This is a genomic window from Paraburkholderia sp. EG287B, assembly GCF_040965595.1.
Taxonomy (GTDB): Bacteria; Pseudomonadota; Gammaproteobacteria; order Burkholderiales; family Burkholderiaceae; genus Paraburkholderia.
Window position 1 is genome coordinate 139,718 of the sequence record NZ_JBFRCG010000020.1, and the last position, 12,486, is coordinate 152,203.

The following is a 12,486-nucleotide window of genomic DNA, read 5'->3' on the forward strand; positions in this document are numbered from 1 at the left end:
CTCCGGTTTACCTTGTATAAAGCCGTTCGACTTCCTCGATTGAAGTCACCGTAATGAAAGAAGAAAAGTACGAACCACAAGAGACCATCGCCTATGCGTATCCATAAACCTCTCTGGCACGACGGCCTGATCCTTTCGCAGCAACACTTCCAGCAGATGGAGCGCGCGACCGAATTCGCCGTACAGCAGTTCGTGGCCGCGGCTTTTGCCGAGCCGTGGGGCACGCTGGGTGTCGTCGTGGATGAAGAAGCGCTCAAGACGGGCCGGCTGAAACTCGAGCAACTCAAGCTGCGCCTGCCCGACGGTACCCCTTTCGACTCGACAGTCAGCGACGCGATACCCGGAGGACGCGATCTGACGCAGGGTATCCCGGCGGACCGCCAGAGCTTGATCGTCTATGCCGCGCTCGCGCTGCCCGACGCCAATGGCAACAACTGTCGTTTTGACGAAACAGCGCTCGCGCGGCCGCGACGCTCCTATCGCGAGTTCGTGAAGGTCGTGGATCTGAATGGCACAGCCGAGACCGAGATCGCGGTCGAGCGCCATGCGCTGCGCCTGCTCTTCGATTTCGAGCCGCATGCCGATGACACTGTCTGCGCTATTGCGCGCCTCACGCGCGCAGCGAACGGCCAGTTCCAGGTCGATCACCGCTTTGTGCCGCCGTGTCTCACGCTGGGCAGTCATCCGCTGCACATGGAGCGACTCAACCGCCTCGCGGACATCCTGCAGGCAAAGAGTCTCGTACTTGGCGCGCGTCGCAGCGAACGCGTCGAGCAAGTTACCGAATACGGCGTTGCCGACGTGCAGCTGTTCTGGCTGCTGCACTGCATCCATACGGCGTGGCCGCAAATACGGCTCTTCCTGTCACATCCCGCGCGGCCACCTGAGCAGCTTTATGTCACGCTCGCCCAACTGGTCAGCGCCCTGACGACATTCTCCACCGCCGTGCAGCTTGCCGACATTCCCGTGTGGGACCACGCCTATGCCGACGATGTGTTCGCAAAGCTGGAATCGATGATCCGGGAGCTGCTCGATGCAATCATTCCGTCCCGCGTGATCCCAATTGGTCTCACGCGCAAAACCCCGACGACATGGGCTGGACAGTTCCTTGACGAGCGCATAGTCGATGGTGTGTCCGACTGGTACCTGTCTGTCAACGCGCGCATGACTGCATTCGATCTGGTCGAACAGTTTCCGCGTCTGTGCAAGATCGGCGCACCGGATGATGTCGAGCACATCGTCAATTCTGCATTGCCTGGCATTCCTCTCAAGGCGGTCCAACGTGTGCCCGGCGCCATCCCCGTGCGACTGGACAACCAGTATTTTTCGCTGGACTCCATCGGTCCCGCATACGAGAGGATGCTCGCTGCGAGAGCCTGCCAGATCTATCTGCCGGGGTCGGTCGCTGATGCCTCGCTTGAACTTTACGCGGTGCTGCGCTCATGAAAGTCCTGAACGATCGCCACGACGCGTCCGCGCGACTTGCCTCGGAGCCCGACTTTGGCCGCGCGAGCACACCCGGCATCCGGGACCTGCTGCGTGACACCGGACTGCTCGTCACCTCACTCGGCGACGACGGAACCGTAAAGGATGCGGAGAAGTTCCGCAACGACTGCCGCAAGCTGATCCAGAGGTTCTCGGACGCCCTCACGCAATACGGCTATCCCGAAGACGTCAAGCGCGAAGTCTCGCTCGCGCAGTGCGGCCTGATCGATGAAACGGCGCTGCGGAATCTCCCTGAAGGCAGCCGGGCAGCGTGGGCACTCAACCCGTTTCAGGTCGAGCGGTTCAAGGTGCACGACGCAGGCGAGTTCGTCATTGACCGGATCGAGGCGCGCCTGCGAGAAGCGGCACCGCATGCTGACCTGCTCGAAGGTTACGCCGCGATCCTCGGCATGGGCTTTAGGGGGCGCTATGCGCTCGATGGGGAAAGCAAGCTCGTCGAACTCATGGGCGCGCTCAACGCACGTCTGAAGACGCTTCGACCGCATGAGGCGCAGTCGTTTATCTCAGACCGAGCGGGACGCCCGCTTTCCGACTGGTTCCATCGGCTTTCGCCATGGGTTATAGCCGCGGTCGTCTGCATGGTTGCCGCAATCATCTGGAGTACGTGGGCCGTCGCACTCAACGGGCAGGTCACACACATTCCGTCGGTAAAGGTTGCGCAGCCGTGAAGTCAGACCTGCCCCTGCTGACTTCGGCCCCCAACGATGCGCAGCTTCGCGGCCACGAAGGACTCGACTACCCGTTCCGGCTGCAGGTTCTTGTTGGGACGGCTCTGGCGCTCATCCTGGTCTGGTGCGTGGCGCGAGTCGGCCCGGTGCTTGCGTGGATGTTCTCCGGCGCGGTCGTGCTTGTCGCCATGCTGCTCGTGGTCATGTATACCCGGCGAATCGCCATCGCGCGCAGGCTGGGCGCGCAGGTTCTTTCCGCACTTGGGCAAGCAACGGCCGGCATACCCGTCGACCTCCGTACCCGAATGCCACTCGTGCTGGTGACGGGCGATGATCTGCCCGCACTGTTCAACAGGAATGAAGGCGAGCGTTTCACCTATGTCGGGGAAGGCGCAATCTGGCTACGCGTGGACAGCCCCAAAGATCTGGCGCGTCTGGCCATCGCGGTGAAGCAGTGGCGTGACGGGCGCGCCCCCGATGGCGTCGTGATCTCGGTTGTGCCGGCAAGATATACGGATGTCGATCTTCTAACCCAGTCATTGCGCGCGGCACGTCAGGCACTCGCCGACGCCGCGCGCTTGCTCGGCGCGCGCGTTCTTCCCGGCTATGTCGCGGTGTATCAGCGACTGACGACCGAAGCCGCGGGGCTTGCCGGGCCGCAATGGCACGGTGTTTCGTCGGCCTCCCGCATGATTGACGCGCAGCGATTCGAGACCGTGATACGGGCCGCAGAAGACGAGATCATGGGCGCGCCTAACCGCAATGTGGCGGCCACGCGGGCCGCGGCACTTGCGTCGCTCATCGGCTGGACACAGCGCGTCGTGCTGCACGCGCTTACAGACCCGCGGCAGCCGGCCATGCCCCTGGCGCTGTTCGGTGCCGGCTGGATCGACTGCGGCCCCGCGTGCCGTGCAGGCAACCCATGGAGCGTGGATGTGGAAATGCAGACGAGCGTGCTGCGCAACACGGCGCCGGCGTCACCTGCGCCATGGCCACTACCGCAGCCGCTTATCGAGGCCCTGCCCGTGCGGCACTGGAGATCGCCCCGGCTCGTGGCGCTGATCCATGCCCTTGCGATGTTCGCGTGCGCGGCCGGCATTGCGTTTTACTGTGCCGGAAAAAACAATCAAACGCTGCTCTCGCGTATTCAAGCCGATCTTGGGCGTTACTCGATGATTCCGGCCGACCACGACGTGGCACGGCGCGAAGCGCTTAAGACTCTCGTGAGTGATCGCGACGAACTCGACCGCTACGCACGAACGGGGGTCCCGCTCGATCTGTCGTTCGGACTGTACCGCGGCGCGAAACTAATCCCGGCGCTCAACAACGCGATTGCCTCCTATCAGCCGCCCCCGCCGCCGCCAACGGTTATTACGCTTGACAGCATGTCGCTGTTCGACAGCGGCAAGGCCCAACTCAAAGACGGCTCGACACGGTTCATGGTCAACGCGCTCGAGCTGATCAAGGCGCATCCGGACAAGCGGATTCTCGTGGCGGGCCACACCGACAACGTCGGCAAGCCCGATAGCAATCTGCTGCTTTCAACCGCGCGCGCCCAGTCCGTGCGCGACTGGCTGGTTGATGCCTCCCGCATCCCGGCGACGCAATTCGCGATCCAGGGCTACGGTGACACCCGGCCACTTGCGGAGAACGACACGGACGCCGGGCGTGCGAAAAATCGACGTGTAGAAATCACCCTCGTACCTGACGCGGTGCAGACCGCGCCGGCGGCTGCCGCCACGCAAACGGTAACGCCCGGAGCGGGGCCCAGGTAGGGAGCGTTTGCCCCCGAAGCCCAGGCTTCGGGTTTCGCGGGCCCGGTCACTGTTTCCGGGCAATTCGTAGTACGAAAAGAATGGAGTTAAGCAATGGCAATCCCGTCATACATGTGGCTCAAGGACGATGGTGGCGCTGACATCAAGGGGTCGGTGACTGTTCAGGGGCGCGAGGGCAGCATCGAGATCACGCAGTTCAACCACGACCTGCACATTCCGACCGATGGCAACACCGGCAAGCTGACCGGCACGCGCGTGCACGCGCCGATCACGCTCGTGAAGGAAACCGACGCGTCGACGCCGTATCTCTACAAGGCGGTAACGAGCGGCCAGACGCTCAAGTCGGCCGAGATCAAGTGGTACAAGATCGACGACGCCGGCAAGGAGAAGGAATACTTCAACACGAAGCTCGAAAACGTGAAGGTCGTGGCGGTCCGGCCGAAGATGCTCGACATCAAGATCCCCGACTACGAAAAGCACAACCACCTCGAGGAAGTCGAGCTGCGTTACGAGACCATCACGTGGTCCTACAAGGACGGCAACATCATCCACAAGGACACCTGGAACGAGCGCTCCTGAACCTTGCTTCCCGACGCTGGTCCGGCGGTCGTCACGGCATGACGGCCCCCATTTCGCCAGTCCGCGCACGCGGACTGGTGCTTTTTGCTGCATCGGACGGCCACTTCCAGAGGCCGCCCCCTTGCCCTCTGCGCCCGCACAGGCAGCCACGACATGACCCTGTACAACGATCGAAGCACACATTCCCGCGATATCAGCCAGCTTCTGCGCAGGCTCAATCCGCATTGCACGGCGGCGCTCGAGGCAGCAGCAAGTCTGTGCCAGACACGGCTTGCTGATGAAATCACGGTCGAGCACTGGCTACTCAAACTGCTCGAAGCCGGCGACGGCGATGTTCCCGCTATCCTTGACCACTACGATCTGGACGTGGACCCCATATGGAACGCGTTGCTCGGCGCCATCGAGCACACCCCGCGCAACCTGCGCGGCCGGCCGGGCCTCTCTCCGCAACTGGCCGCCGTCCTGCAGGACGCCTGGTCCCATGCGCTCAACGCCCGCGATGCACATGAAACGACGATCCGCTCGGGACATGTTCTGCAAGCCATCGTCGAGGCGCCGCACGTGCTGCGCACACGCTCCACCTGGCCGCTGCTATCCGTAAGCAGCGCGCAGATCCAGCGCCTGCTGCCTCGTCTGGGATCGCGCACGAGCGAAAACCCGCCCGAACTGCCGGAACTGCAAACGACCGCTGTCACCACGGCGCCAGCGGCCGGTAGCGCGAATCTCGCGGAGCCGACAAACGCAACGCCGGCGATCGTACGCAGCGTCGACGGTGACGCCCTCGCCCGCTTTGCGATCGACATCACCGGCAAGGCGCGCGACGGCCAGATCGATCCGGTCTTTGGCCGCGATCGCGAGATCCAGCAGATGGTCGACGTGCTCGCGCGCCGGCGCAAGAACAATCCCATCCTCGTCGGTGAGCCGGGTGTGGGAAAAACAGCGCTCGTCGAGGGCCTTGCGCTTCGTGTGGCCGAAGGCACGGTGCCCAATGTGATCCGCGACGTGCGTATCCTCACGCTCGACCTCGGCCTGCTCCAGGCGGGTGCCGGCGTGAAAGGCGAATTCGAGCAACGTCTGAAGAATGTGATCGACGAGGTGCAGGCATCGAGCGTGCCGATCCTGCTCTTCATCGACGAGGCGCATACGCTCATCGGCGCCGGCAATGCCGCCGGCGGCGCCGATGCGGCCAACCTGCTCAAACCCGCGCTCGCGCGCGGCGAGTTGCGCACGATCGCGGCCACCACCTGGTCGGAATACAAGGAATACTTCGAGCGCGACGCCGCGCTCGAGCGGCGCTTCCAGCTGATCAAGGTGGAGGAGCCCGATGACGACGCAGCGTGCCTGATGCTGCGCGGGCTCAAGAGTCGTTATGCGCAGTACCACAACGTGCACATTCGCGATGACGCGCTCGTGGCCGCAGTCAAGCTATCGCGCCGTTACATCCCGGCGCGCCAATTGCCGGACAAGGCGGTCGACCTGATCGACACGGCTGCGGCACGCGTACGGATGGGGCTCGAATCGCCCCCAGCCGACCTGGAGCGCGCACGCGCGGCCGTCTCAGCGCTGGAACTGGAACGCTCGACGGTGGAAGACGACGCTCGGGCGGGCATCGCGGAGATGAAGACGCGTCAGGCGGAACTTCGCGCGGCACTCGTCGAGGCGCAGGCCGCGCTTGAGACGTTGCAGCAGCGCTATGACCAGGAACTTGCGTCCGTGCGTGCACTGCATGAACAACGAGCGTCTGCATCGGGTGGCGAGCCCGGCTCCCTCGCGCAGGCACAGCAAGCGCTCCAGCGCATCCAGGGCAAGGCACCCCTCATTTTCGCAGACGTGGACGCCCAGGCAGTTGCGCGCGTGGTCGCCGAATGGACCGGCGTGCCCGTTGGGAGTCTCGTCGAGGACGAACTGCAGAGCCTTCTCACGCTCGAGGCGCAGCTCGCGAAACGGGTCGTCGCCCAGGACGACGCACTTGTCGCGCTCGCGGAAAGCCTGCGTACCGCCAAGGTCGGATTAAAGAACGAGCATGCACCGCTCGGCGTGTTTTTGCTCGCGGGTCCTTCCGGTGTGGGCAAGACCGAGACCGCACTCGCATTGACCGATCTGCTGTTCGGCGGCGCGGCGGCGCTCACCACGATCAACATGTCGGAGTATCAGGAAGCCCACACGGTTTCGCAGCTCAAGGGCTCGCCGCCGGGTTATGTCGGTTATGGCCGCGGCGGTGTGCTCACGGAGGCCGTGCGACAACGCCCGTACAGCGTCGTGCTGCTCGACGAAGTCGAAAAGGCCCATCGCGACGTGCTGGACCTGTTCTACCAGGTATTCGATCGAGGCGCGATGCGTGACGGCGAAGGACGCGAGATTGATTTTCGCAACTGCGTGATCCTGATGACCTCCAACCTCGGCAGTGCGCAGATCGACGAGTTGACTGCCGACCATCCGGACAGCGCGCAACCTGCGCTACTCGAGGCCATCCGTCCACAGCTCGTTGCCCACTTCCAGCCGGCGCTGCTCGCGCGTTTCCAGACGCTGGTGTACAAGCCGCTCGACGCCATCGCACTCGGCGCCGTCGTGCGCCTGAAGCTCGACAAGGTGGCCGGGCGTCTGAATCGTCAGCACGGTGTCGAACTGGTTTGCCACGATTCCCTGATTGATGCGATCGCCGAGCTTTGCCTTGCCCGTGATTCTGGCGCACGCAACGTCGATGCCTTCCTCAACCAGCACGTACTCCCGGCGGTGTCGCGTGAGCTGCTCACGCGCATGGCGAGCGGCACATCCCCGGCGCAGATCGTCCTGTCGAGCTCGGCTGAAGGCGGCCTCGCGATTGATTTCGTGGATCAGGCCGAGCCGGTCGCAGCCACGAACGAAACCACGTCCGGCTAACGGAGACCTCACCATGCCGACAGGCCCGTCCCTCTACGACATGCTGCTTGGCCACATCAATGGAGAGACACTCGAAAACCACGATGACAACACGCTCGAAATCCTGAGCATCCAGGCAAACATCGGGCGAATCCTGAATACACGGGCGGGTGCGCTCAAGCATGTGCCCGACTTTGGATTGCCGGACCTGACCGACGTCTACAAGAACCTGCCGGCGTCAGTCCACGATTTGCGCAATCAGATGGAAAACACGCTGCTCAAGTTCGAGCCGCGTCTGCGTTCGATCGACATCGAGATCAGCGACAAGCCCGATCCCGGGCTCCTCGCGAGCTTCACGATGGTCTGCCATCTCAGAAAGGCCGGGCTGGTCCGGTTCGGAACCTATTTCGAGCCGCCCGGGCGTATGCGTGTCGAGCGGCTCGTCAATCGCGAGCGTGAGCGCTAGTGCGTTGGCAACCGTTCTTGCGCGACTGGGTCTCCGAATCCGCAATGGTACTGCGATATTTACAGAAACCTCTCACATTAATCGCCCGATCGAGGCCCACGAGACGCACCGCAGCCGGCTCCCTGGGTACGCGCAGTGCCAGGACCCGCGCCTGCTCGCGCGCATTCGCCTGGGCGAAATAGCGGGCGCCGCCGACTAGTTCGAGCTGCCTAACGCCCCGATCGGCTAAGATACGGCTCCACAAAAGCCATCTATCGAACCAACGGAGTGTTTTCAGTGATTCAAGCAATTCAACCGGGCGCCGCCTTCAAGGACAATCTCGCACTGCTGCCGGGCATCGACGGCATCGAGCGCATCGATCTCGTGGACGCTCAGGGCAACATCGCCGCGAGCATCGAAAACATGCCCGGCAAGCAGGGCTCGCTCGCGGTCTACCACTATCTGCGCGAAGCCTTCGGCACGCTCGACTCCAACGCCGCCGAGCATGGCCTCGCCGTGTTCGCCGAGCACACCGCTGACGCGCGCAACCGTCCGGGCGCACATCCGAACGTCGATCGTCTGCTCGAAATCGCGGCGGGCGGCCCGACGCTGCGCATCGACGTGATCGCCGCGGCCTGAGCGTTGCCTTCGCAGGCGTGCCAGCCGGCACGCCTCCTTCCCTGACAACTCAAGCCGAAAGTTCTTCGAGCCGCACGCCATTCGTGCGCGGTCCAAATCCGCCGATCGAAATCATCACCGCGAGCATGCACACGGTGATCCCGGCGAACACGCCGCTCACGCCAAAGTCGCGCAGCAACGCGGCAATGATGAAGCCCGACATCATCGCGCCCACGCGGCTCGCGGAATAGACGATGCCGTTGGCGCTGCAACGCACCGCCGTGGGGAAAAGCTCGGCCTGGTAAGCGTGATAGCACACGGATATGGTCTGCCCCGCAAGGCTGATCAGGACACCGAGCGAAATCAGCGCGAGCGGTCCGCGCGCCTGCGAGAACATCAACCCGAACACGATCACCGCGAACTCCGAGCTGACGATGAGCCACTTGCGCTCGATGCGATCGGCCACGAGCATCGCGAGCAGCGGCCCGCACGGCAGCGCAATGGCGATCACGACCGCGTAGAGCTGGCTCTTCGTGACGGTCACGCCCTGCCCGATCAGGAGCGTGGGCACCCAGTTCGCGAAGCCGTAATAGCCCACGGCCTGGCAGAGGTTGAACGCGATCAGCATGATGAGGCGCGCCCGATACGGCGGCTTCCAGAGTTCCGCGAGCGAGGCGCGCCGGTGCGCGGGCAGCACGAGCGTAGGCGAAGGCTCGGGCAGGAGCTTGCCGCTTTCGCGCACGGCGCGTTGCTCCATCTGCGCGATCACCCGTTCGGCCGCCCCGGTTTGCCCGTGTGTGACGAGCCAGCGCGGACTCTCCGGCACGGCGCGGCGCACGAACCACACGATCGCCGCTCCGAGCGAGCCGGCGAGCACGACCCAGCGCCAGCCGTCGAGACCGAGCGGCGCCTGCGGCACGAGCCACCACGAAAGCAACGCCGAAATGGGCGCCGCGGCGAACATGATCGCCTGATTCAGCGCCATGGCGCGCCCGCGCATCTGCTGCGGGACCATTTCCGTGACATAGCTGTCGATGGTGACGATCTCGATGCCCACACCGATGCCGGTGATGAAGCGCCACAGGATCAGCCCCTGCGAGGTATGCTGAAACGCCATCGCCACCGAGCCCACCGAATACCAGAGCAACGAGAAGGTGAATACGCTTCGTCGTCCGAAGCGGTCGGGCAGCCAGCCGAAGCAGAATGTGCCGATGAACAGACCCGCGAAGGTCGCGGCCACGAAGGCCCCGATGCCGTTGAAGCCGAAGAATGCATGCGTGGTGGTTTGCAGCATGCCGCTTTTTGCCATGCCCGGCGCGATATAGCCCGTAAAGATGAGATCGTAGACCTCGAAGAAGCCGCCCAGCGAGATCAACATGACCAGCATCCAGAGCTGGCGCGTGGCGGGCAGGCGGTCGAGCCGCGCGGAAAGCGCTGCCGCTGCGCGATTGCCTGCGGGTGGGGCCGTGACGGCGTCGAGCGGGGCGTCCGCGCCGAGGGTTCGTTGCATGCTTGTCTCCGTGACGACGCCTCGCCGGGCGTCATTCTTGTGAACGCCGGTCCGCGAGCGCGCGGCACGTGCGAGCTTCTGATGGCTCGTGGCACGCGCAACCGTATGGCAGACCAGCGAGGGAACCGCGAACGTGCTGCTGTTACTGCGTCTGCCCTCGGCTCAGGGCGCTGCGTGTGACTTCAGGGCCGCCAGCACCGCTTCGGTATGCTCGCCCACCTTTGCCAGCGGCTGGCGCACGCCGGGACGGCGGCCGCCCATCATGAGCGGCAGCAGCACGACTTCGGTCGTGCCGCCGTCGTCGGTCTGCATCGGCACGAGTCCGCCGCTCGCCTTCAGGTGCGGATCGTCGAGCAACTGGTCCGGGCGCACGATCGGCGCGTACGGAATGCCGGCCGCTTCGAGACGCGGCATGAGTTCGGCCACCTGCTGCGTGGCGAGCACGGCGCCGAGGCGTTCGAGCAGTTCGGGCCGCACCGTCACGCGCAGCGCGTTGTTCGCGAAGTGCGGCTCGTCGGCGAGCTGCGGACAGCCGATCACGTCGCACAGCGTCACGAACTGCTTGTCGCTCACCGCGCCGATGAAAAGCTGTTCGCCCTCGGCGAGCGTGAACACGTCGTACACACTCCAGGCCGACACGCGCGAAGGCATGGGCGGCGGCGCTTCGTGCGTCATGGCGTACTGCTGCATGTGCTGCGCGCTCAGGAACACGCAGTTCTCGAACAACGCGCTCTGCACCTCCTGGCCGCGCCCGGTCGCGTCGCGCTCGCGCAGCGCGGCCAGCACGCCGATCGCGCCGAACATGCCGCCCATGATGTCGTTCACCGAGGTTCCGGCGCGCAGCGGCCGCCCCGCAGGCCCGGTCATGTACGAGAGGCCGCCCATCATCTGCACGACTTCGTCGAGCGCGAGACGCTTTTCATAGGGGCCCGGCAAAAAGCCCTTGTGCGAGACGTAAATGAGGCGCGGATAGCGCTGCGAGAGCGTGGCGTAATCGAGTCCGAGCTTTTCCATCAGGCCGGGCCGGAAGTTTTCCAGCATCACGTCGCACTCGCCGATCAGCTCGACGGCTGCCGCACGGCCCGACTCGGTGTTGATGTCGAGCACCACGCTCTTCTTGTTGCGGTTGAACGAGCGGAAAAAGCCGATGCCGAGGCCCGGCAAATTGCGCGTCTTGTCGCCGCCGGGCGGTTCGATCTTGATGACTTCGGCGCCGAGGTCCGCGAGGATCATCCCGCAGGTGGGGCCCATGACCATGTGCGTGAATTCGACGACACGCACGCCCTCTAGCGGCAAACGGTTTTGCGTATTCATAAGTACCTCAAACTAATCAGGCGTGGTGCGCGATTGCGCCAAAGGTCTTCGGCAGTCCGGCGCGCCAGAGCGTGCCGTGCAGCGTTTCGCCCTCCAGCCACTGGGCCACGCGCGCGCGCAGCGCCAGCAGCCGTTTGATGTCGATGCCGGTGTCGATGCCCATGTCGGCGAGCATGAACGCGAGGTCTTCGCTCGACGCATTGCCGCTCGCGCCCGGCGCATGCGGACAGCCGCCGATGCCGCCGAGCGTAGCGTCGAAGCGCGTGACGCCCGCCCCCAGCGCCGCGTAGACGTTGGCGAGCGCGAGGCCGCGCGTGTCGTGAAAGTGCGCGCAGCACAGCCGCTCGCCCGCAATCTCGCGTGCGGCCTCGAAGAGTTCGCGCACGGCGGCGGGGTTGGCGTAGCCCACGGTGTCGGCGAGACTCACGCGGTCCGCGCCCGCGTCGAGCAACGCCTGCATGCAGCGCAGCACCTCGGCTGGCTCGACGCGCCCTTGCAGCGTGCAGCCGAACGCCGTGCCGATGCCGCCTTCGATAAGCGTCTTCGCGCCGCTCGCGTCGCGCGCGGCGCGGATGCGCGCCACTTCGGCCACGACTTCATCGGGCGTCTTGCGCAGATTCGCGAGGCTATGCGCCTCACTCGCGGAAAGGGGCACGAGCAGCAGGTCCGCTTGCGCCTCCAGCGCGCGCTCGGCGCCTTTCAGGTTCGGCACCAGCACCGAGACGAAGAGGTCCGGCAGCGTCTTTGCGTAAGCGACGAGTTCCGCTGTATCGGCGAGTTGCGGCAGGAGGCGTGCAGGCACGAACGAACCCACTTCGATCTCGCGCTGGCCGGCTTCGTGCGCGGCACGGATCCATTCGATCTTGTGTTCGGTCGGCAGCACCGTCTGGATGCTCTGCAGGCCGTCGCGCAGGCCGACTTCGCGTATGACGGCGCGCGTCCGGGCCCACTGAGGTAATGGGGGCATGAAGGTGTCTCCGGTTTTGTCTCCAGCGATGTGCTAACTTTAGGCATTCCGCAAAATACATAAAGCGGTATTTTGGAAGCTTCAAGATTCCAATCTGGAAACACACGGAAACGCAGTCAGGAGATGGTATGGACGCCTCCCTCCCGCGTCGGAACGGAGAGGCAGTAGGAACGGCGGAGCCCTCGCTGTACCCGACGGCATCAGAGTGCCAAAGTGGTGGTGTCAAAACGACCACTGAGGGTAAG

The 12,486-nt window shown here is 64.4% G+C and carries 10 protein-coding genes; 7 read left to right on the forward strand and 3 right to left on the reverse strand.

Features of this window, described 5'->3' with window-relative positions; translation table 11 throughout:
• The first annotated feature begins 93 nt into the window (after positions 1-93).
• The 7 genes from tssK (at position 94) to AB4Y40_RS32755 (ending at position 8,471) form a co-directional block, all read left to right on the forward strand.
• Positions 94-1,446, forward strand: a complete 1,353-nt coding sequence (tssK, locus tag AB4Y40_RS32725) for a type VI secretion system baseplate subunit TssK (protein ID WP_368691409.1) — start codon at positions 94-96, stop codon at positions 1,444-1,446.
• A complete protein-coding gene (locus tag AB4Y40_RS32730) occupies positions 1,443-2,174 on the forward strand; it encodes a DotU family type IV/VI secretion system protein (RefSeq protein ID WP_368691410.1) in 732 nt (243 codons plus the stop codon). Before tssK ends, AB4Y40_RS32730 begins: the two co-directional genes overlap by 4 nt.
• On the forward strand, positions 2,171-3,949 hold the full coding sequence (locus AB4Y40_RS32735) for an OmpA family protein (RefSeq protein ID WP_368691411.1): 1,779 nt from the start codon (positions 2,171-2,173) through the stop codon (positions 3,947-3,949). The genes AB4Y40_RS32730 and AB4Y40_RS32735 overlap by 4 nt, the downstream gene beginning before the upstream one ends.
• A gap of 93 nt (positions 3,950-4,042) precedes the next feature.
• Positions 4,043-4,528 (forward strand): Hcp family type VI secretion system effector, encoded by a 486-nt coding sequence (locus AB4Y40_RS32740; RefSeq protein WP_266229202.1) that lies wholly within the window; start codon positions 4,043-4,045, stop codon positions 4,526-4,528.
• A 153-nt stretch (positions 4,529-4,681) separates the two neighbouring features.
• The gene (gene tssH, locus AB4Y40_RS32745) at positions 4,682-7,408 is read left to right on the forward strand and encodes a type VI secretion system ATPase TssH (protein WP_368691412.1); all 2,727 of its coding nucleotides are present in this window, start codon (positions 4,682-4,684) and stop codon (positions 7,406-7,408) included.
• Positions 7,409-7,421: 13 nt separating this feature from the next.
• Positions 7,422-7,853 carry a type VI secretion system baseplate subunit TssE gene (gene tssE, locus AB4Y40_RS32750; RefSeq protein WP_368691413.1) on the forward strand — a complete coding sequence of 144 codons (432 nt, stop codon included), beginning with the start codon at positions 7,422-7,424 and terminating at the stop codon, positions 7,851-7,853.
• A gap of 279 nt (positions 7,854-8,132) precedes the next feature.
• Positions 8,133-8,471, forward strand: a complete 339-nt coding sequence (locus tag AB4Y40_RS32755; RefSeq protein ID WP_368691421.1) for a DUF2322 family protein — start codon at positions 8,133-8,135, stop codon at positions 8,469-8,471.
• 49 nt (positions 8,472-8,520) lie between these two features.
• Here AB4Y40_RS32755 and AB4Y40_RS32760 read toward each other — a convergent pair whose 3' ends face one another.
• The 3 genes from AB4Y40_RS32760 to AB4Y40_RS32770 all read right to left on the reverse strand — a co-directional run bounded on the left by AB4Y40_RS32760 (position 8,521) and on the right by AB4Y40_RS32770 (position 12,241).
• Positions 8,521-9,960 carry an MFS transporter gene (locus AB4Y40_RS32760; RefSeq protein WP_368691414.1) on the reverse strand — a complete coding sequence of 480 codons (1,440 nt, stop codon included), beginning with the start codon at positions 9,958-9,960 and terminating at the stop codon, positions 8,521-8,523.
• A 162-nt stretch (positions 9,961-10,122) separates the two neighbouring features.
• Complete coding sequence (locus AB4Y40_RS32765) at positions 10,123-11,274, reverse strand: CaiB/BaiF CoA transferase family protein (protein ID WP_368691415.1); 1,152 nt, start codon at positions 11,272-11,274, stop codon at positions 10,123-10,125.
• Positions 11,275-11,290: 16 nt separating this feature from the next.
• The gene (locus tag AB4Y40_RS32770; RefSeq protein WP_368691416.1) at positions 11,291-12,241 is read right to left on the reverse strand and encodes a hydroxymethylglutaryl-CoA lyase; all 951 of its coding nucleotides are present in this window, start codon (positions 12,239-12,241) and stop codon (positions 11,291-11,293) included.
• Positions 12,242-12,486: the final 245 nt, after the last annotated feature.